The sequence below is a fragment of the Bacillus sp. PK6-013 genome, assembly GCF_054161445.1.
Genome location: NZ_CP096417.1, coordinates 508,256 through 528,073, shown reverse-complemented (window position 1 = coordinate 528,073; position 19,818 = coordinate 508,256). Strand labels below are relative to the sequence as shown.

General features: G+C 47.9%; 18 protein-coding genes. 10 read left to right on the top strand and 8 right to left on the bottom strand.

The window, feature by feature from the left end:
* Window positions 1–16 precede the first annotated feature (16 nt).
* From M1E03_RS02585 to rbsB, 3 genes are read left to right on the top strand one after another with little or no spacing between them, the layout of a single operon-like run.
* Window positions 17–1,498: a sugar ABC transporter ATP-binding protein gene (locus M1E03_RS02585; protein WP_458110654.1), complete on the top strand. Its 1,482-nt coding sequence runs from the start codon at window positions 17–19 to the stop codon at window positions 1,496–1,498.
* 1 nt (window position 1,499) lies between these two features.
* Window positions 1,500–2,462 carry a ribose ABC transporter permease RbsC gene (gene rbsC, locus M1E03_RS02580; protein WP_020453175.1) on the top strand — a complete coding sequence of 321 codons (963 nt, stop codon included), beginning with the start codon at window positions 1,500–1,502 and terminating at the stop codon, window positions 2,460–2,462.
* Between the two features lie 14 nt (window positions 2,463–2,476).
* Window positions 2,477–3,391, top strand: coding sequence for a ribose ABC transporter substrate-binding protein RbsB (gene rbsB, locus M1E03_RS02575; RefSeq protein ID WP_025810678.1), 915 nt, complete (start codon window positions 2,477–2,479; stop codon window positions 3,389–3,391).
* 18 nt (window positions 3,392–3,409) lie between these two features.
* Here the strand turns inward: rbsB and M1E03_RS02570 are convergent, their stop codons facing one another.
* Window positions 3,410–4,342: a LysR family transcriptional regulator gene (locus M1E03_RS02570; protein WP_411221004.1), complete on the bottom strand. Its 933-nt coding sequence runs from the start codon at window positions 4,340–4,342 to the stop codon at window positions 3,410–3,412.
* Window positions 4,343–4,452: 110 nt separating this feature from the next.
* On the opposite strand from M1E03_RS02570, the gene M1E03_RS02565 reads away from it, so the two are divergent.
* On the top strand, window positions 4,453–5,220 hold the full coding sequence (locus tag M1E03_RS02565) for a class I SAM-dependent methyltransferase (protein ID WP_023857151.1): 768 nt from the start codon (window positions 4,453–4,455) through the stop codon (window positions 5,218–5,220).
* 88 nt (window positions 5,221–5,308) lie between these two features.
* Here M1E03_RS02565 and budA read toward each other — a convergent pair whose 3' ends face one another.
* Together budA and alsS are read right to left on the bottom strand one after the other, a co-directional pair.
* Entirely contained in the window at window positions 5,309–6,070 is a 762-nt protein-coding gene (gene budA / locus M1E03_RS02560; protein WP_023857150.1) for an acetolactate decarboxylase, read from the bottom strand.
* A 52-nt stretch (window positions 6,071–6,122) separates the two neighbouring features.
* The gene (gene alsS, locus M1E03_RS02555) at window positions 6,123–7,841 is read right to left on the bottom strand and encodes an acetolactate synthase AlsS (protein ID WP_025810675.1); all 1,719 of its coding nucleotides are present in this window, start codon (window positions 7,839–7,841) and stop codon (window positions 6,123–6,125) included.
* A gap of 160 nt (window positions 7,842–8,001) precedes the next feature.
* Here alsS and alsR point away from each other — a divergent pair, with 160 nt between their 5' ends.
* Window positions 8,002–8,880, top strand: a complete 879-nt coding sequence (gene alsR / locus M1E03_RS02550; protein ID WP_023857148.1) for an acetoin biosynthesis transcriptional regulator AlsR — start codon at window positions 8,002–8,004, stop codon at window positions 8,878–8,880.
* 85 nt (window positions 8,881–8,965) lie between these two features.
* On the opposite strand, the gene ggt is transcribed toward alsR, so the two are convergent.
* On the bottom strand, window positions 8,966–10,543 hold the full coding sequence (gene ggt, locus M1E03_RS02545) for a gamma-glutamyltransferase (RefSeq protein WP_411221003.1): 1,578 nt from the start codon (window positions 10,541–10,543) through the stop codon (window positions 8,966–8,968).
* A 254-nt stretch (window positions 10,544–10,797) separates the two neighbouring features.
* On the opposite strand from ggt, the gene M1E03_RS02540 reads away from it, so the two are divergent.
* The 3 genes from M1E03_RS02540 to M1E03_RS02530 are packed head-to-tail and all read left to right on the top strand — an operon-like array spanning window position 10,798 to window position 12,395.
* Window positions 10,798–11,256: an Lrp/AsnC family transcriptional regulator gene (locus M1E03_RS02540; RefSeq protein ID WP_206761243.1), complete on the top strand. Its 459-nt coding sequence runs from the start codon at window positions 10,798–10,800 to the stop codon at window positions 11,254–11,256.
* Between the two features lie 21 nt (window positions 11,257–11,277).
* Complete coding sequence (locus M1E03_RS02535) at window positions 11,278–11,862, top strand: chromate transporter (protein WP_023857146.1); 585 nt, start codon at window positions 11,278–11,280, stop codon at window positions 11,860–11,862.
* Window positions 11,859–12,395: a chromate transporter gene (locus M1E03_RS02530; protein ID WP_025810673.1), complete on the top strand. Its 537-nt coding sequence runs from the start codon at window positions 11,859–11,861 to the stop codon at window positions 12,393–12,395. Before M1E03_RS02535 ends, M1E03_RS02530 begins: the two co-directional genes overlap by 4 nt.
* A gap of 97 nt (window positions 12,396–12,492) precedes the next feature.
* Here M1E03_RS02530 and M1E03_RS02525 read toward each other — a convergent pair whose 3' ends face one another.
* The 3 genes from M1E03_RS02525 to M1E03_RS02515 form a co-directional block, all read right to left on the bottom strand.
* Entirely contained in the window at window positions 12,493–13,245 is a 753-nt protein-coding gene (locus tag M1E03_RS02525) for a tyrosine-protein phosphatase (RefSeq protein ID WP_020453186.1), read from the bottom strand.
* Window positions 13,246–13,271: 26 nt separating this feature from the next.
* Entirely contained in the window at window positions 13,272–13,994 is a 723-nt protein-coding gene (locus M1E03_RS02520; protein ID WP_411221001.1) for a YveK family protein, read from the bottom strand.
* Window positions 13,995–14,219: 225 nt separating this feature from the next.
* Entirely contained in the window at window positions 14,220–14,363 is a 144-nt protein-coding gene (locus tag M1E03_RS02515; protein ID WP_020453188.1) for a hypothetical protein, read from the bottom strand.
* A 215-nt stretch (window positions 14,364–14,578) separates the two neighbouring features.
* On the opposite strand from M1E03_RS02515, the gene M1E03_RS02510 reads away from it, so the two are divergent.
* Together M1E03_RS02510 and M1E03_RS02505 are read left to right on the top strand one after the other, a co-directional pair.
* Complete coding sequence (locus M1E03_RS02510; protein WP_023857144.1) at window positions 14,579–16,177, top strand: SWIM zinc finger family protein; 1,599 nt, start codon at window positions 14,579–14,581, stop codon at window positions 16,175–16,177.
* Window positions 16,164–18,929 carry a DEAD/DEAH box helicase gene (locus tag M1E03_RS02505; protein WP_458110653.1) on the top strand — a complete coding sequence of 922 codons (2,766 nt, stop codon included), beginning with the start codon at window positions 16,164–16,166 and terminating at the stop codon, window positions 18,927–18,929. The genes M1E03_RS02510 and M1E03_RS02505 overlap by 14 nt, the downstream gene beginning before the upstream one ends.
* A 38-nt stretch (window positions 18,930–18,967) precedes the next feature.
* On the opposite strand, the gene M1E03_RS02500 is transcribed toward M1E03_RS02505, so the two are convergent.
* The gene (locus tag M1E03_RS02500) at window positions 18,968–19,771 is read right to left on the bottom strand and encodes a YwqG family protein (protein WP_023857142.1); all 804 of its coding nucleotides are present in this window, start codon (window positions 19,769–19,771) and stop codon (window positions 18,968–18,970) included.
* Window positions 19,772–19,818: the final 47 nt, after the last annotated feature.

Here is a 19,818-nt window from a genome sequence, read left to right as displayed (position 1 = left end):
AAAGAAGGGATAGCCCATGCATATTAAAATGAAGGACATTTATAAAGCTTTTGGCCAAAACCAGGTGCTGTCCGGCGTTACTTTCGAACTTCAGGAAGGTGAAGTCCACGCTTTAATGGGAGAAAACGGCGCCGGAAAGTCGACACTCATGAATCTGTTGACTGGACTTCACAGGCTGGACAGCGGAACGATCGAGATCGACGGAAAAGAAATGTATTTTTCAGATCCAAAAAAAGCCGAACAGAACGGCATCGCCTTTATCCATCAGGAGCTGAACATTTGGCCTGAAATGACCGTTTTGGAAAATTTGTTTATCGGCAGAGAGCTTTCTTCCAAACTTGGATTTTTAAATAACAAGAAAATGAAAGCGCTAGCAAAAGAGCAGCTTGAAAGACTTGGGGTCTCGATTTCTCTTGAAAAAGAAGCCGGAGACTGTTCTGTCGGACAGCAGCAAATGATCGAAATCGCAAAAGCCCTTATGACAGACGCGAAAGTGATCATCATGGATGAACCGACGGCAGCGTTGACAGAAAGAGAAATTGAAAAACTGTTCGGCGTCATTAGAGCATTAAAGAAAAACGGCGTCTCCATCGTCTATATATCCCACCGCATGGAAGAAATCTTCACGATTTGCGACCGGATCACGGTGATGCGCGACGGAAAAACAGTCGACACGAAACGGATTCCCGACACCGACTTTCATGAAGTGGTGAAAAAGATGGTCGGACGGGAGCTGACCGAACGCTATCCTGAAAGACAGCCAAATCCGGGACGCGTCGTTCTCGAAGTCAAGCAGGCATCCAAAAAAGGCGTCTTCCAAAATATCAGCTTTACCGTCCGCTCCGGTGAAATCGTCGGGATTTCAGGACTGATGGGTGCCGGGCGCACCGAGCTGATGAGGGCGGTTTTCGGGCTCGATCCGCTTGATTCGGGAGACATTTTCATCGAAGGCAAAAAAGCGACGCTCAAAAAACCGAGCGACGCCGTTCAAAAAGGAATCGGTTTTATTACTGAGAACCGCAAGGATGAAGGACTTGTGCTCGAAACGTCCATCAGGGAAAATATCGCCCTTCCGAATCTCGCCAGCTTTTCACCGAAAGGATGGATCGACAAAAAAAGCGAGCAGGAATTTGTCGACCTTCTGATCAAGCGGCTGACGATCAAAACGGAATCGCCGGAAACCCACGCGCGAAACCTTTCAGGAGGGAACCAGCAAAAAGTGGTCATCGCCAAATGGATCGGAATCGGTCCTAAAGTGCTGATTTTGGATGAGCCGACGCGAGGCGTCGATATCGGCGCGAAAAGGGAGATTTATCAGCTGATGAACGAGCTGACAGACCGCGGCGTCGCGATCGTCATGGTCTCTTCAGAGCTGCCCGAGATTCTCGGGATGAGCGACCGCGTCCTTGTGATCCATGAAGGAACGCTAAGCGGTGAGCTATCAAGAAATGATGCCACGCAAGAACGAATTATGACACTCGCTACAGGAGGGCGGTAACATGAAAACTCAACCGGCTGTAAAAAAAAGCCTTAATGTCGATTCTGTAATGCAAAAGCTCGGTCCGTTTCTCGGCCTGATTATTCTCGTCGTCATCGTATCAGTATTAAACCCGAGCTTTTTAGAACCGTTAAATATTTTAAACTTGTTAAGACAAGTCGCTATTAATGCGCTGATCGCGTTCGGCATGACCTTTGTCATTTTGACCGGCGGCATCGACCTTTCCGTCGGAGCGATTTTGGCGCTGTCGAGCGCATTGATCGCCGGCATGATCGCCGGCGGCATCGATCCTGTTTTTGCCGTCATCATCGGCTGCCTGATCGGAGCCCTGCTCGGCTTGGTCAACGGGCTGTTAATCACGAAGGGCAAAATGGCCCCGTTCATCGCAACACTTGCGACAATGACGATTTTCCGCGGATTGACGATGGTTTACACAGACGGCAATCCGATTACAGGGCTCGGCAATCACTACGGCTTCCAGCTTTTCGGACGCGGCTACTTTTTAGGTATCCCCGTCCCTGCGATAACTATGGCGGCCGCCTTTATCATCCTCTGGGTGATCCTTCACAAAACACCTTTCGGCCGCCGCACGTATGCAATCGGCGGAAATGAAAAAGCGGCCCTGATCTCGGGCATTAAAGTTCCGCGCGTCAAAATGATGATTTATTCTCTTGCCGGCCTATTATCCGCGTTGGCTGGAGCCATCTTGACGTCACGGCTAAACTCAGCCCAGCCGACGGCAGGCACTTCCTATGAACTCGACGCCATTGCCGCGGTTGTATTAGGCGGTACAAGCCTTGCCGGAGGAAGAGGACGAATTGCCGGCACACTCATCGGCGTTCTGATCATCGGAACGTTGAACAACGGCTTGAACCTGCTTGGCGTCTCTTCCTTTTTCCAAATGGTCGTCAAAGGTGTCGTCATTTTGATCGCAGTCCTGCTGGACCGCAAGAAATCCGCTTAAGGAGGGCTATACTGATGAAAAAAACATTAACGGTTTTCACCGCATTGGCGCTTCTGTTTCTGTCCGCCTGCTCGCTGGAGCCGCCGGAATGGGCAAAGCCAAATAAAGAAAAAGGAACGGATATCAAAATCGGTTTATCTGTCTCGACTTTGAAAAACCCGTTTTTCGTTTCATTAAAAAACGGAGTTGTCAAAGAAGCCAAAAAACAAGGGATTGAAGTGATTGTCGTCGATGCACAGGATGATTCAGCAAAGCAGACGAATGATGTCGAAGATCTTCTGCAGCAAGGCGTTGACGCTTTATTGATCAATCCGGCCGACTCCTCCGCCATCTCAACGGCAGTCCAATCGGCCAATTCGCTTGGCATCCCGGTCGTCACCCTTGACCGCTCCGCCGAAAACGGAAAAGTAGAAACGCTCGTCGCTTCAGATAACGTAAAAGGCGGGCAAATGGCAGCAGACTTTATCGTACAGCAACTCGGCAAAGGCGCAAAAGTGGCTGAACTTGAAGGCGTCCCCGGCGCATCGGCAACAAGGGAACGGGGCTCAGGGTTTCATAAGACCGCTGACGACAAGCTGAATGTGATCGCCAAGCAAACAGCCGACTTTGACCGGACAAAAGGGTTGAACGTCATGGAGAACCTTCTTCAAGGAAATCCTGATATTCAAGCGGTTTTCGCCCATAATGACGAAATGGCGCTCGGCGCGATTGAAGCGATCAGAAGCTCAGGGAAAGAGATTCTTGTCGTCGGCTTCGACGGCAATGAAGATGCGGTTAAGGCGGTTAAGGCCGGAGACATGTCGGCCACGATTGCCCAGCAGCCTGAATTGATCGGCAAGCTCGCCGTACAAGCGGCCCGCGATATTTTGAACGGTAAAAAAGTTGAAAAAACGATACCCGCACCGCTCAAACTGGAAACGAAAAAGTAACGACAAAATCAGACCTCTTCATACATGGAGGTCTGTTTTTTTTTTGGCCATCTCCATAAACGCTTTTGCCGCCCGGCTCAAATAGCATGTTTCCGAATAAGCAAACACAAGCGTCCGGGACGGATCGGATTGTAAAGGAACATAGACGATTCTGTCAGACTCTTTTCGCATGACCATCCGGGGCACGACCGTGACCCCCATTCCGTGTTCAACGAGAGATTGGGCGGTTTCAATGCTGCTTGTTTTGAAGGTCACTTTCGGTTGAAACCCTTCCTCCGCACATAAATCGAGTACCATTCTACGGAAGCCGTAGCCTTCTTTTAATAAAATAAACGGCACATCCTCGACAGTTTTCAAAGCAAGAGGGGAATTTTCGGGATTCGACCGGACCGAATCGATGAGCTTCCGCAATTGGCCGGTCATCCAGCTCTCCCTTTCATTTGGAATCGCCAAAAAAAGCGGCTCGGTCAGTATCGGCCGGATCGTGAGCCTGTCATTTTCAATCGGCAAAGGGAGAATCGACAGATCCACCGCTCCGTTTTCCGTCATGTTTTCCAATGCCGCCGGCGAATCTTCTATCAGCTGAACCTGTACGTTCAGATGCTTTTTCAGAAAGGCTTTCAGGAGCGGCGGAAGAAGATATCCTCCCGTGACAGCGGGAACGCCGATCGATAATTCCGTCACCATTTCCTCGAGCTGATCGCGCATTTCACACAGCAGTTCATCTCTTGACCGCAAAATATCCTGTGCTTTTCGGATGAAGCGCATCCCTTGAGGAGTCGGCGAGACCCCCTCTCTGTTTCTGTAAAACAGCGGAAAGCCAAGCTCGCTTTCCAGCTTTTTTATTTGCTGGCTCAGTGAAGGCTGAGCGATATGCAGGCTGGCAGCCGCCTTTGTAAAACTGCCTTTTTTGAAAATCTCTGCCGCGTATTCAAAAAGCCTCATATCCAATACCCGCACCCCCATAGTTTCCGCCTATCATTTTCATACATTTTATATCTTAGACTGATGGCTGTCGACTCCCCTAATATAAATACATAGCCGATAGGAGGATGATACAAATGAAAACTAGCGCGCAACGGCAATTTTCAAAAAACCCGGAGCAATATCGCGATGAGCCGCTGTTCTCATCGGGAAAAGATCTTGATGCCATGGTCAGCTGCCGAAATCTGACCGGCGGTGAAACCCTGCTTGATATCGGAACCGGAGCGGGACACACGGCCATTGCCTTTTCGTCTTTTGTCAAGCATTGCACAGGAATCGATATTACAGAAAAAATGGTTCAAACCGCCGCTCAATTTGCCGAACAGAAAAATGCTGAAAATGTGGTTTTTCTTCAAGGCGATGCAGCACAATTGGATTTTGCAAGCGAGTCTTTTGATATTGTCACATGCCGGTATGCAGCCCACCATTTTCCGGAGATCAGCCGGTCCATCCAGGAAATAGCGCGCGTCTTGAAAAAAGGCGGCTCCTTTCTCCTCATCGATCATTGTGCGTCGGAGGACGAAGCTTTAGACCGATTTATAAATCGGCTCAATCAATTGAGAGACCCGTCACACGTAAGGGAATATTCAGAGAGCGAATGGCAGAAGCTGTTTGAAGAGAACGGACTCGATTTTTCCGTCCGGGAGAGATGGAATCTTCCGATCGATTACGAGAGCTGGCTTCGAAGAGGCGCCGTGCCTGAACAAAGAAAGGCAGCCATCCACGCCCATTTGTCAGAACCGTCCCAGTCTTGCCGTGACATGTTTAACATCGTCCACGATGAAAACGGGCATCCGGTGTCTTTTTGTCTGAAAGCGGTTTTGATTGCCGGAATGAAAGCATAAGCTAAACGGCCCGCCGGATTCCGGACTTTTTCGCAACCGAATTTTTAAAGAAGAAAAAGCCCCCTTTTTAAAGAGGGGGCTTTTTCATTTACTCGGGATTGCCTTCGGCCGCTTCAATTCCGGCTGCAAGATCATGTTTATTGAGATCCGCTTTAAAGAAATCTTGCGTATTCGGCAATCTGAGATTCATATTAAGTTTTTGAGAAATTTGTACCGTGCATTCTTCGATTTCATAATCGAAAACGTGTCCGCCGACATTGCGGTCTTCATCAATAAAGTGAAGATGGAAGCCGGAAACTGCGATTCCGTTGGCATATTGCGGCGTCCAAAAGCCGACGATCGTCCCTTTAATATCATTAAAATCAAAGATCGGCTGCGATTTTACCGCATCGACCATCGGCACGTACGGTTTTTCCTGCAGTTCAACCGTTCTCGTTTTGACTTTCTTAAAGATTCCGTCCATGCGGATCGCGTAAAACAGGTTTTCACTCGGCATGATCCGTTTCATTTCTTCCTCGAACGCCTTAAGCGGCATCCGCTGCTTGATTTCGTGATAAATATCTGGTCGGAAGAAAGCGAGCGAGCAAAACGGAGAACAATCGCTTCCTTGAACAGGATAGGCTTTGCCATCGGAACGAAGACGGTAAAACTCACCGTCAAAACCGATCAGCTCACCGTCGAGCCGATTGAACGTTCCGATTCCGAAGTCTCCGTGATCCTTTGCTTCAGACATGTAAAAATCCCCGTCATAAATTCCGTCCAATAACGATATCATCGTTGAGACCTGAAAGACCTGGTCAAGGTTCTTGTCAACGGGCTGAACCACTTTTTGTTTGCTTGCACTTTTCATTTTCCTCGTTTCACTCCCTTGATTTTGTTTGTTATGACTGGACTTGCTGTGATCAAGATTGCTTAGAGGCTTGTTTACTAAAATGTTCCTCAAAGTTTTTTGGAAAACGCTGATCAGCCAAATGAACGTTGTCGCTGTAATCAACCGGAATATCAATGACAACCGGACCCTCTGCATCAAGACCAGCTTTAAGCACCTCTGCCAATTCGTCAGGCGAATTGACCCTTAAACCTTTTGCTCCAAAGCTTTCAGCATATTTTACAATATCGATTCCGCCGAAGTCGACTCCGGACGTCCGCTTGTATTTCATCTCCTGCTGGAACGCAACCATATCGTATGTGCTGTCATTCCAGACAATGTGAACGATCGGCGCTTTCAATCTGACCGCTGTCTCAAGCTCCATCGCGGAGAACAGGAAGCCTCCGTCCCCGGAAACAGACACGACTTTCTGTCCCGGATTGACCAGTGTTGCTGCGATCGCCCACGGCAAAGCAACGCCCAGCGTCTGCATGCCGTTTGAAGTCAGCAGTCCATACGGACGGTATGTGCGGAAATATCTCGACATCCAAATCGCATGGGAGCCGATGTCGCAAGTCACTGTGATGTCATCACTCAGCAATTCACGCAAATCGCGAACGATTTGCAACGGATGAACAAGATCCGTTTTTGTTTCTTTAGGGGGCTCGCTTTGCTCCTCCAGCGCTTTCTTCAAATAATCAAGCACAGGTGCAAATGATTCATCGATGGAAACCGGCAAAGAATCATGTTCAATATGGTTTAATGTCTCTGCGATATCGCCGATCAGCTCAATTTCAGGCTGATAGTCATGATCGATATCGGCTTGTATTTCATCAAGATGAATCACACTGCGCTCGCCTTTTCCGTTCCAAAAGACGGGGTCGTATTCAATCGGATCATAGCCGACCGTCAAAACGAGATCCGCTTTTTCCAACAAAATATCTCCGGGCTGATTGCGGAATAATCCGATCCGGCCGAAGTACTGGTCTTCCAAATCGTGAGATAGCGTACCCGCTGCTTGGTATGTTTCAACGAACGGCAGTTTCACTTTTCTCAGCAGACGGCGGACCGCTTCAATCGCTTCAGGTCTTCCGCCTTTCATCCCTACAAGCACGACGGGAAGGTTCGCATTGTGTATTTTGGCGATAGCCGCGCTGATTAGTTCATCCGGAGCCGCGCCGAGCTTCGGCGCCGGCATGGTTTTCACCGGCTTGGCAGTTGCCGGACCGGCCGTAACGTCCTGCGGAAAGCTGAGAAACGCTGCCCCGGCCTGTCCGGAAGCTGCCGCTCTGAATGCATTGGTTACCGCCTCAGGGATGTTGTTCGCATCTTCCACTTCTGCGCTATATTTTGTAATCGGCTGAAACAACGCCGCATTATCCATCGATTGATGAGTTCTTTTGAGACGATCCGCTCTTTTTACAGCACCCGCCAGGGCAACAACCGGATCTCCTTCTGTATTGGCTGTTACAAGACCGGTCGCTAAATTAGACGCTCCCGGACCCGAAGTCACCAGGCAAACACCGGGCTTTCCAGTCAATCGTCCGACTGCCGCCGCCATAAATGCTGCATTCTGCTCGTGACGACAAACAATCAGTTCAGGCCCCTTGTCTTTCAATACGTCATACACCGCATCGATTTTCGCTCCCGGAATACCGAAAACATGAGTGACACCTTGCTGAATGAGACTATCCACCACAAGCTCTGCTCCTCTTACAGTAAGAGTTTCATTTTTAGCGGCTACATTTTTCAAAGCCCTCACTCCTCCATTTTCATTCGTTTACAATGAATTTTTAATAAAATTATTGTATTATTAAATATACATCTTGTGGAAATTGTTTTCCAATACTTCTTTGTCTTACAATTAATATGTAAAACGACTGAAATCGCATTCAGAAAGGAATGAGTGAATAATGGAGCTGCGCCATCTTCGTTATTTTATGGTTGTTGCCGAAGAACTGCATTTCGGAAAAGCAGCTCTTCGGCTGAACATGACTCAGCCTCCGCTCAGCCAGCAGATTAAACAGCTAGAAAGTGAAATAGGCGTCACCTTGCTGAAGAGGTCAAAAAGAGCCGTCAGGCTGACGGCGGCAGGCGGGGTCTTTTTAAAACAAATCAAGGAAGGACTTTCCCAGATTGATCAAGCCGTCGACATGGCTCAGCGGACGGCCCGCGGGGAGCTGGGCAGACTCGTGATCGGCTTTGTCGGCTCCGCCACATACGAGATCATGCCTCCCATCATCAGGGAATACCGAAACCGGTACCCGTCCGTCCAGATTGATCTTCGGGAGCTTTCAACCCCCAATCAGGTCAATGCACTGCTAAACGGACACATTGACATCGGAGTGCTGCATCCCCCGTTGGGAAACGACGAGCTAAAGTCATACACAGTGAAGAAAAGCCACTGTGTCCTTGCACTTCCGAAACACCACCCGCTGTCAGAAAAACCCCGGGTACATTTGAAAGATCTTGAAGACGAATCGCTGATCGTCATTGCCAAAGAAGCGTGGCCCTCTTTATACACGGAATTTAATTTCTTGTGTGAAAAAGCCGGGTTTATCCCCAACATCGCCCAGGAAGCTACAGAATACCAAATGGTGATCGGCCTCGTGACAGCCGGAATGGGAATCGCCGTTGTGCCTACAGCGGCTAAACGATTATTTAACCTCGATGTTGTATACAAAGAAATCGAAGACTTTCCCCTTCGCGCAGAATGGATTACCGCACATCGAAAAGACAACCGCAATCCGGCGCTTAAGCATTTCATCGAAATCTCGGATCAATACTCATAGCCGGATAGAAAAAAACCCGCGGACAAATCCTCCTTGTTCACGGGTTTTTTTCTCATATTGACGTTTGCGCGTTTTGAAAACGGAGTTAACTGCCGATTGCCGCTCCATCGCTTCTCGGATCGCTTCCTCCTCTCAGGAAACCTCGATCATCAATCTCGATAATGCCGGCATGACCCATCACACCGTCAAAGTCGCCGACAACGGTTACATGATGCCCATGCTTACGCAGTTTTTCAATCACTTCGGGCGTCACTCTGCTTTCTATTCTTACACCTTCCACCCGTTCTCCCCATGTTCTGCCCCACAGCCATCTCGGTTCATGAACGGCTGTTTGCGGATCCATCCCGTAATCTATCATTCTCGTGATAAGAGCCGTCTGCGTCTGCGGCTGTCCTTCTCCCCCCTGCGTTCCGTAAAGAAATTTCGGCTTGCCGCCTTTGAACGCCATGGCGGGCATCAGCGTATGAAAAGTTCTTTTTCCCGGCTCCAGTGTATTGACATGGTCAGGATCAAGCGAGAAAAACGACCCTCTGTTCTGCAAAATGACGCCGGTATCTCCAGCTGTCACACCTGAGCCGAATTCGAAATACAAACTTTGGATAAACGAAACAGCATTCCCGTCTTCATCTACTGCTGCAGCATAAGCCGTATCACTGCCGAGCGGCCGGCTCTCCGCCTGAAGAGCCGACAGTCCGATTTTTGCGGCCAGCTCCCGCGCATACCCTTTGTCAAGCAGGCGCTCCAGCGGTATTTGGGAAAATGCCGGGTCAGTCAATACTTTATTGCTGTCGGAAATACTTAATTTCAATGCTTCGATGAGCAGGTGATAATATTCGAAAGAACCGTGCTCGATCATGCCAAAGTCGTAGTTTTCCAAAATATTCAATGCCATAAGACCGGTAAATCCTTGTGAATTCGGAGGCATTTGATAGATCGCATATCCTCTGTATGTAGAGGAAAGCGGAGACACCCATTCCCCTTGATGCCGCTCGAAATCTTCCAGGGTCAAGATGCCTCCGTTGTTTTGCAGATAGGCTGCTGAAGCTTGGGCAATTTCCCCTTTATAAAAGGCGTCTCTTCCTTTCTCAGCGATCATCTCCAAAGTGCGCGCGAGCTCTTTTTGCACAAAGCGCTCACCTGGAGTGGGCGGGTTTCCTCCCGGAAGATAAATATCTGCAGTGATCGGCATACCGGAAAGCCACTCAGCGTTTTTCACCGTGTTTTGACATTGATCCGGCGAGACCGGGAAACCCTTTTCTGCATACATGATCGCCGGCTTCAGCACCTCCCGAAGCGATAAACGGCCGTATGCCGCCAGTATTTCGGCCCAGCTGTCCGCCATCCCCGGCACGGTAATCGCACTGCTCATGCCCCTGACCGGAATGGCACGCTCTCCTTTATACTGATTCCGGTCCGCTTTCCGCCCCGACCGCCCGCTGCCATTGTATCCTTTGATCTCACCGCTTCCTTTGTGATACATCAGCCAAAAAGCATCCCCTCCGAGTCCTGTCATATGCGGATAGACAACAGCAAGGCACGCGCTTACTGCCACAGCCGCGTCAAACGCGTTTCCTCCCTTCTCCATGATGCTGTTCCCTGCAAGCGAAGCGAGATAATGAGGACTGACAACCATTTGTTTCGAACCGATCTTCAGTTTCTCCATAGCTCTCTTCCTTTCTTTCAAGCATCCATTTGTCTTTGAAGTATAGTGGCCCGTTTAAGGAGGCGCTACTTTCAGGGAAGAAAAACTAACAACCCTTTTTCAATAAGTATTAAAAAAACGTTAAAATGATTCATATCGAAATCCGTATTATGATACAATTTACAAAATGTTCATTTATAACGTGATTGACAAGCAATTTCGTATGATCATGACCAAACAGAAAGGAAGGGACATTTGTGAGCCTCGACTACCATATGCCAAATTTAATTCTTGATGAAACGGATAAAAAAATCCTTTCGATCTTGCATGAGGAAGGAAGAATCTCTTATACGGATTTAGGAAAGCGCGTGGGACTTTCAAGAGTTGCCGTACAAACGCGGATCAACAACTTGATTGAAGAAGGCATCATTGAAAAATTCACAGCCGTCATCAATCCAGTCAAAGTTGGAATTCATGTATCGGTGTTTTTCAATGTTGAAGTCGAACCCCAATATTTAGAGGCTGTTGCCGTTGCTTTAGAAAGAGAGCCCGCCGTGACAAGCCTCTATCATATGACAGGGCCGAGCAAACTGCATATGCACGGCATTTTCGCAAATGATCAGGAGATGGAGGAATTTTTGACAAAGCGCCTGTACCCTCTGAAAGGCGTCGTGAGTGTCGACTGCCAGATGCTGATTAAACGATATAAGAGCCGAATGGGAATGAAGCTTTAACTGAATAGGAGGAAACGCGAAATGAAGCACCCTTACCGGGAACTGATCATCGCAATGACAAGAACGGGGATATTGGGATTTGGCGGCGGACCGTCCGTTATCCCGCTGATCCGTCATGAAGCCGTTTCAAAGTTCAAATGGATCGATGATGATGAATTCGGGGAAATTTTGGCGATTGCCAATGCGCTGCCCGGACCGATCGCTACAAAAATGTCGGCATATTTAGGTCATAAAGTCAAAGGCGTTCCGGGCGCTGTCGTGGCTACAGCGGCCCATATCTTGCCGACGTGCGTTGCGATGGCCGCCTTGTTCGCAGCCGTTAATGTGCTCAGCCACTCCAAAATCGTAAGCGGCATGATCGGCGCTGTTACCCCTGTCATCGCCGTCATGCTCGGCATCATGGCTTACGAATTTGGGCAAAAAGCATTGAAAGGCTTCGGGTTGCTTGCCGGCGTGCTTTTCTTTATTCTTGCATTTTTGGGTCTTCAGGTGTTTTCCATCCATCCCGGCATCATTGTCATCCTGTTTTTAACGTATGGCGCGTTCCACTTTAAATTAAAAAGAAAAGCGGCCCGGGAAAAGGATAAGGGAGTGTCCGCTTCATGATCATCTTTTATTTATTTTGGGCTTTCTTTATTGCAAATTTATTGGGCTACGGGGGCGGTCCGGCTTCAATTCCGCTTAATTTTGAAGAAGTTGTTCAGCATTTTCACTGGCTGTCAAAAGAAGAATTTTCAAACATGCTTGCGCTCGCAAACGCACTGCCGGGTCCAATCGCGACAAAAATCGCCGCTTATGTCGGCTACAGCGTGCTCGGATGGCCCGGTGTCTTCATTGCTCTTATCGCAACTGTGCTGCCTTCGGCCATCGCGCTCGTTTTGCTGCTCAAGCTGATCGGCCGCTACCGCCAGTCGCCAATCGTCAAAGGAATGACCTTGTCGGTTCAGCCGGTTATCGCCATGATGATGCTTCTTTTAACGTGGGAAATCGGCGGTGACGCAATCCAGTCGATCGGCTTGGTTCAATCACTTGTCATCGCGCTGATCTCTTTGGTGGCCTTGACGAAGTTCCGCGTCCATCCGGCTTTCCTGATCGTGGCCGCCTTCGCTTACGGCGGGCTTGTCATTCCGCTTTTGTAGAAAGGGACGTCCGGCCGCTTTCTATCGATGATATAAAAAATCAGCGCCGCATAACCGGCGCTGACATTTTGACTGACGGGCTTTTGTGAACAACCTTTCACAGCAGGCCCATCAGCTTTTTCTTTTTGACGGGACGGGGTGTTTCTTTATGAATCTCCCGGTTTTCCAGGAGAAGGCCCGCGTTTTTTGTAAACACGTATAAGAAATCGCGGCCGTAATCGCTTTCCACTGCATCAAAAAAGAAAGATCGGCTCGTGAGGTTGTGGGCGTCTGATGCGATAAAGTGGACGAGGTTCGCTTCAAGAAAGCGGCGGGCAAGCCGTTTCACGCTTCTGCCAAAGCGGCCTGTAAGACTTGAACATGTCAGCTGGGCGCACGCGCCGTTTTTGACGAGGCGGTACAGCAGATCAGGATTCTCCATCAATTCAAGGTTCCGCTCGGGGTGTGCGATAATCGGAATGTAACCATTTAACTGTAGATCGAACAACAGCTTTTCGGCATATCGCGGAACATGGTGGTAAGGAAGTTCAATCAGCAAATACTTTGTGCCGGCGAGGCTGAGCAGTCTGCCGCGCTCAAGATCACGCTTCAATTCGCCGTACAGGCGGATTTCCTGTCCGGGAGCAATAAGCACCGGGATGTTTTCCTTTTGCACCCGCGTCTTTAAACTCGAAACAGCTGCCAGAATGGCCTCTTTTTGGTGTTCGTATACACCGTTTCGGTGGTGAGGTGTGGCGATAATCGTATGAATCCCTTGACGGGCGGCTTGTTTAGCCATTTCTATACTGTCATACATACATGCTGCCCCATCATCAATGTCCGCTAGAATATGGCAATGAATATCGATCATAGGCGGCCTCCCCGTGTTTTCCCGTTTTAGATCGTATGGTCTTTACCGATAAAGCTTTCCAGCTTCCGGGCTTGTCCTTTTTTCGGTTTTACATACAGAATATTTCCCAACACATGAACGTTCAGCTCTTTTTCGATGTCTTCTTCATTTCGAACGGTATTTTTCAAAAGCTCGAGTAAAAATGCAAGCCCTGCGCCAAACAGCAGGCCGAATCCTGTAGAAACAGCGATGTTGAACTTCTTGTTCGGGCTGACGGGAGCAGGCGAATGTTCGGGGTTTGCTTTCGCAACAAGGCTGACTTCGGTATTTTCACCCATAATGCCGTCAATGTCCCTTTGGAATACGGCGACGACCGTGTTCGCGATGTCCGCCGCCTTGGAATAATCCTTGTCAGTCGCGGAGATACTGACAATCTGTGATTCATTTTCGCTGATAACCGTAATTTTTTGCTTCAGGTCTTCAGCCGTTTCCGGCAGGTTTAGTTCGTCTTTAACCTTATTTAAGATGAGCGGGCTTTTCATAATCACGTTATAAGTGTTGATTAGCTCAAGGTTGGTCTGAATATCGGTGAAGTTCGACGTTTGACGGCCGTTGATGAGGATTTGGGCGGATGCCTGGTAGACGGGTGTGAGCCAATAAAAGTTGACGGTAGCGCTGGACAGAGCGGCCGCAATGGTGATCAGTGCGATCAGAACGAATCTTTTTTTCAAAATGATGAACACATCTTTAAAGCCGATATGATCTCTCATAAAAGCCTCCCTCTAGGATTCGCATATTTATTTAAATTTTCAGCAAATTAAACACCTCCCTTTGATTATACATGGTTCTTTCGTTTCCGAAAGAAATGAATCCTGACAAATAACGGGAGATACCGGGGAAATCACGTCTTTATATGGTATTAAATATCGACTTTTGCAGGACCTGCGCGCTTTTTGCTGAACGAAAAAGTGTGCAAACCGAAGTTTGCACACCTTTTACGTCGTATATCCATTTTTGATATGAAGAATGAGATCTTCAAGAAGTTCTTTCGTCGTTATGTCTTTTGATTTTTCACCAATGTCATACGCATGCATAAGAATTCTCAAAAATTCTTCCTGATTCAATTCCTTGTCATCCATATCCTTTTCCTTTCAGATTCCATAAATTAAAACATTTCTGATTATATTTCAAATTATATGATGTAAAGAATCAATTTGCCATAGTCTATTACATTATTCGACAGCCATCCGTTTTTATGTCCTTTTCCTGAGAAAATCTTTTTTGGACGGATTGATTAAGCTATAATAGAGAGATTGGAAACTTTTTAAAAGCCATTCGGTTAGGAGCGATAGACATGCTTCAAGACATGATTTCAAAAACGGTTGTGATGGATGCAGCTGAACAGTTTAAGCATGTACTGCCGTGCACAGAAGCTAACATTCAGCTCATGAAAAAAGCCCTTATTTTATACAGACAGGATTCCGTCTATCGGGTCAAGCCGATGAGCGGGCATACGGTCAGTGCTTACGTTCAGGATGTGGTCCCGGTGAAGGTCTTCATCGACCTCGCCGACGTTAAAAAAAGCAGCTGTTCCTGCCCTGCTCAAAACATCTGCCGGCATGTGCTTGCCGTTTATTTATATCTGTATGCACAATATGATCGATTGGGAACGTTTACGGAGTTTTGGAAAGAAGCGCAAAAACGCCGCGAAAACAGGGATATTCTCGGACAGCTTCAGCGTGGAATGAAACCCCGCAGCCACACGCTCGATCAATGGACATCGTTTTTCAAAACGGAGTTCAGACGATGGGAAGAGCATACGCCTAAAAACCAGCAAACGATGCAATACCTTTACTACGGGTATTTTTCAGCTTTAAAAAAGCGGACGCCTGCGGAGCCGGAGCTGAAAAAAATGTACCAAATCCACGCGGCTCTTGCGACATGGCTTGCCATGCATTCGCTCGTCGAGAAAGGGCGCATTGATCCTGAAAAAGATTTTTACTCGCTGAATCCTTATATCGAACAGCTGATGGACACGATCTACAGCTCAATCGATGAACTGAAAACATATGCGCTATCGTTCTCCCTTGATCCGTTTTTAGAAAAAACCCCCGGCGCGATTCGGGAACTGCTGCTCAAGAAAGACATTTTTCAGTATGAAAGGCTGCGGATTTTCGGGGAAATCTGGAGTGCGCTTCTGTCCCGGCCAAACTGGCTGAAGCGGGAGCTCGATGTGCTGAACGATCTGGAGCCGTCGCCTGAAATACAATTCGGCAGGCTGCATCTTGAATTTCTGCTGAAAAACGACGATGTGATTCTTGATCAAGCCGGATCGTTTTCACCTGAGATTCTTCCTTATACATTTCAATGGCTCAGCGTCATGACCGCCAAAAAAGACTGGAAGCGCCTTAAAAAATGGTACGAACACCTTGAACAGCTTGCATCCGGCTTCTGCAGACTGGATAAACCGTACCGGGAAATACGCGATGTTTTAAGCGAATTCTTCCTGTTTCTGAGCGATTACAGCAAAAACGCAAAAGAAGAGCATGTATATGAACGGTACTGCAAAAAGTGCCTTCCTTATACGTTTACTGAATACAGCCATTTTTTATATAACAAAAACCGCTTTACGGAGTGGATGGAGATCCACAGCCTTGTCGGTTTTTCTATCTCTGAGATCGGACAGAACGCCTTGAAAGATATCGCAGCAGCAGCCCCTGAAGCTTTGATTCCTTCCTATCACAGAGAAATTTCCGGGCTGGTTGAACAAAAAAACCGCTCAAGCTACAAAGAAGCCGTCAAACAATTAAAAAAACTGCGCTCCCTCTATAAGAAATCGAAAAAACAGGATGTCTGGAACCGGTTTATGGAGCAGTTTTCAGCTCGCTATAAACGGCTGAGAGCCTTCCAGGAGGAACTTAAGAAAGGAAAGTTGATCGATGGCGAGTCTTAAGGAAATCGTGATACATGTCGAACAATCAGAAGACTATACATTCATTTTATCTTGTCATGACGAGGATCATCAGTTTCTTACGCGGAATGAAATGGAAAGGTATTTGTTTCAGTGGCACGAATCGTCTTTTTACGGAACGTTTCTCGAAGATGCCGGTTTAGAGACTCCAGCGGTTCTGCTGTCTCCGTGGATGGCGGTCGAATTTCTCGGCAAAAACTCATTTAATTCGTACAGCGACATCAATCTCACCGAGGAAACCGAACCTTTGATGAAAACGGCTTCCACCATTTATGAGTTTATCGCAGATGAAGATTTTCTTCCCGACTATGAAGCATGGAAGCAAGAGGTGCTGCGTTGGAAAGATAAAGAAGGGATTTTGGAAGGCTATACAGCTGAATGGTTTTCACACGCTGTCGAAGACTACATCAACTACAATGACGAGTTAAAAGCAAAATGGGAATCGATTGTCGCACATTCTCCCGCCGTCACCACATTTCAGGGCCACTTTCTTGATGAAGACGATTTTCTTGAAACGATCGGCTGGCATGAAAACCCTGTGCCGTTTACTGTCGGACTCCGCTTAAATGAACCTGACTTTGACGGAGACGATTGGAAAATCGAACTGTTTTTGCGCGACAAAAAAAGCGGAGCCATTCAGTTCTTTGAAGGCTTGAACAGGCTGAAAAAATCGTGGCAGGCATACGCTGATAAAATCGCCCGGGAACAAGACAGATTCCGCCAAATCGTGCCGTGGCTAACGATCGACTCGGGAACGACGCTTTTAACGGAAGAGGAAGCATGGATCTTCCTATCCGAAGCAAGTGAAACTCTTGTCAGCATGGGGATTGAAATTTTGCTGCCGTCATGGTGGCAAATCGTCAGAGACAGCAACATGCTGCTGAAAGCGAAAGTGTCATCGGCTCCCCGCGGCGAGTCCTTTGTCGGAATGAATGCATTGATGGACTTCAACTGGCGTTTTGCTACGAACGGAATCGAACTCACAGAAGAAGAATTCGAGCAGCTTGTCGCCAATAAAAGACGGCTTGTCAACATACGCGGGCAGTGGATTAAAATCGATCCGAATTTTATCAAACAAATGAAAAAGCTGATGGAGCGAGCAGAAACAGAGGGGCTTCATATGTCTGACATCCTGGCGCGCGAGCTGACGGAGCGGAGCGAAACCCGCGAGGATGATGATCTGTTCGATGCTTCCGCATTCAGCGAGGTGCGGTTTGAACTGTCCTATCAGCTGAAAAACATGATCATAAAGCTGAGCCAGCGCGATGATCTCCCGTCATACCCGGTCAGCAAATTTTTTGACGGAACGCTCAGGGCTTATCAGGAAGACGGTTTGAACTGGCTGATCTTTCTCAGAAACTGCGGCTTCGGCGCCTGCCTGGCAGACGATATGGGTCTTGGAAAAACCATCCAGATGATCGCCTATTTCGCCTATTTAAAAGAACAGGGACAACAAACGCCATCTCTCATCATTGCGCCGACTTCCGTCCTCGGGAACTGGCAGCGCGAACTTGAGACCTTCGCGCCCGACCTGACGGCGGCGCTCCATTACGGGCCAAAACGCCCTAAAGGTGAAGCGTTTCAGGAATGTTACAAAGATGCAGATATCGTCTTGACGTCATACGGCCTCGCCCAATCCGACTTTGACGATCTCAGCAGCGTCGCCTGGAACTGCATCTGCCTTGACGAAGCCCAGAATATTAAAAATGCGCACACGAAACAATCCCGCTCAATCAGAAAGCTGAAAGGCATGCATCATATCGCGCTCAGCGGGACTCCGATGGAAAATCGCCTGACGGAGCTGTGGTCGATCTACGATTTCATGAACAAAGGCTATCTCGGAAGCCTTGGCAGCTTCCATAAGCGATTTGTCCTGCCGATTGAAAAAGACCGCGACGAAAAACGTATCGAACAGCTCCAGCAGCTGATCAAACCGTTTTTATTAAGGCGGACAAAGCAGGACAAGGAAGTCGCGCTTAACCTGCCTGAAAAACAGGAAGAAAAAGAGTTCATCCCGCTCTCGGCAGAACAGGCCTCACTATATGAACAGCTTGTCAAAGATACGTTTGAACATATGTCAAGCCTCGCCGGAATGCAGCGTAAAGCTCTCATCTTAAGCATGCTCGGCAAGCTCAAACAAATCTGCGGCCATCCTGCCCTTTACTTAAAAGAGACCGGGAGCGAGCTCCTTAACGGAAGGTCAGTCAAGCTCGAAAAACTGTTGGAACTGACGAAGACGATTCGCGAAAGCGATGAAAGCTGCCTGATTTTCACCCAATATCTCGGGATGGGAGATATGATGAAACGCCTGCTCGAGAAATCATTCGGCGAACCGGTCAAGTTTCTGAACGGCAGTTTATCCAAGCTAGAACGGGACAAAATGGTGGAGCAGTTTCAGAACAAGGAATTTCCGATTCTGATCTTATCATTAAAAGCCGGCGGCACAGGCCTCAATTTGACGGCCGCCAATCACGTCATCCACTATGACAGATGGTGGAATCCCGCGGTTGAAAATCAGGCGACAGACCGCGCCTACAGAATCGGACAGAAACGGTTCGTCCACGTTCATAAACTGATCACCACCGGCACAATTGAAGAAAAAATCGACCACATGCTCGAATCGAAGCAATCGCTGAACGATCAAATCATCCAAAGCGAAAATTGGATCACCGAGCTTTCCGAACATGAACTAGAAGAGTTATTTACCCTGAACGCTTCGGCTATTACGGGTTAAACAAAACAGCTGTCTGAAATAGACAGCTGTTTTTTGTGTTAATGACAGTCCCAATTATATAATACGTTTGAAAAGTCCTTATTCTTTAAATCATCAGGCCTTATAAAAAAATTGGCAATCCCGACATCTCCCCACATCGCGTCAATGTTCTCATCAGAATCAATTTGCAATAGCAGAACGGTATGATCCGGATAATCGCCTTCCCGCGGATCATCTTGCGTAAAGGCTGCGTAGCCCCCGATCTTATGGGAGAAGCCGCCGTACATTTCACTGTATTCTTCGAACACCGTTTCCTCTTGATCGCCGAATTGCTCAAAGAACGTCCAAGCATCCTTTCCCGCGTATCGCTCAAATTGAAAGTCGGACGCAGAGACAAGTTCAGACCCTGTGTCAGGTGTGAGTGAGGATTCGCATCCAATTGGAAAGGCCAGCTCATCCTCAAGCTTCACAAACGAAAAATCGTCGACAAGCTCGTCTTCATTTTCGATGACATTCTCAAAATACTTGATGCAAAAACTCGACTGTTCACACGGATCATCAAAATTCAATCCGTAAACATCATCACTGACAGAGATAAAAAAAAGCAGAATACCGGATTCCGGGAAATTCTCAAGGCGGGGCATGTCTGAAAAATTAATTTGCGCAAGCAGTTTCATCGGTTTTCCCTGTGAATCGACAGGATACTGTTCAGACTTTGGAAAATAAGGATCTCCGGCCAGTTTGCTTTCATATCGGCCTGTTTTTCCTTTTCTCGTGTCCAGCTTCAAAAAATCCCGCGCTGATTGTTCAAATTGCCCGCGGTATCGGGCCATTTTTTCGGGCAATTGAAACGGCTTTTTCATACTTATCATTCTCCTTTTGACCGAGTGACACTTTAAAATGCGGAGGT

What these genes read in the sequence shown, in the direction of transcription:
- M1E03_RS02585 (WP_458110654.1), top strand. Translation starts at nt 17, where the DNA reads ATGCATATTAAAATGAAGGACATTTATAAAGCTTTTGGCCAAAACCAG.
- rbsC (WP_020453175.1), top strand. Translation starts at nt 1,500, where the DNA reads ATGAAAACTCAACCGGCTGTAAAAAAAAGCCTTAATGTCGATTCTGTA.
- rbsB (WP_025810678.1), top strand. Translation starts at nt 2,477, where the DNA reads ATGAAAAAAACATTAACGGTTTTCACCGCATTGGCGCTTCTGTTTCTG.
- M1E03_RS02565 (WP_023857151.1), top strand. Translation starts at nt 4,453, where the DNA reads ATGAAAACTAGCGCGCAACGGCAATTTTCAAAAAACCCGGAGCAATAT.
- budA (WP_023857150.1), bottom strand. Translation starts at nt 6,070, where the DNA reads ATGAAAAGTGCAAGCAAACAAAAAGTGGTTCAGCCCGTTGACAAGAAC.
- alsR (WP_023857148.1), top strand. Translation starts at nt 8,002, where the DNA reads ATGGAGCTGCGCCATCTTCGTTATTTTATGGTTGTTGCCGAAGAACTG.
- ggt (WP_411221003.1), bottom strand. Translation starts at nt 10,543, where the DNA reads ATGGAGAAACTGAAGATCGGTTCGAAACAAATGGTTGTCAGTCCTCAT.
- M1E03_RS02540 (WP_206761243.1), top strand. Translation starts at nt 10,798, where the DNA reads ATGCCAAATTTAATTCTTGATGAAACGGATAAAAAAATCCTTTCGATC.
- M1E03_RS02535 (WP_023857146.1), top strand. Translation starts at nt 11,278, where the DNA reads ATGAAGCACCCTTACCGGGAACTGATCATCGCAATGACAAGAACGGGG.
- M1E03_RS02530 (WP_025810673.1), top strand. Translation starts at nt 11,859, where the DNA reads ATGATCATCTTTTATTTATTTTGGGCTTTCTTTATTGCAAATTTATTG.
- M1E03_RS02525 (WP_020453186.1), bottom strand. Translation starts at nt 13,245, where the DNA reads ATGATCGATATTCATTGCCATATTCTAGCGGACATTGATGATGGGGCA.
- M1E03_RS02520 (WP_411221001.1), bottom strand. Translation starts at nt 13,994, where the DNA reads ATGAGAGATCATATCGGCTTTAAAGATGTGTTCATCATTTTGAAAAAA.
- M1E03_RS02515 (WP_020453188.1), bottom strand. Translation starts at nt 14,363, where the DNA reads ATGGATGACAAGGAATTGAATCAGGAAGAATTTTTGAGAATTCTTATG.
- M1E03_RS02510 (WP_023857144.1), top strand. Translation starts at nt 14,579, where the DNA reads ATGCTTCAAGACATGATTTCAAAAACGGTTGTGATGGATGCAGCTGAA.
- M1E03_RS02505 (WP_458110653.1), top strand. Translation starts at nt 16,164, where the DNA reads ATGGCGAGTCTTAAGGAAATCGTGATACATGTCGAACAATCAGAAGAC.
- M1E03_RS02500 (WP_023857142.1), bottom strand. Translation starts at nt 19,771, where the DNA reads ATGAAAAAGCCGTTTCAATTGCCCGAAAAAATGGCCCGATACCGCGGG.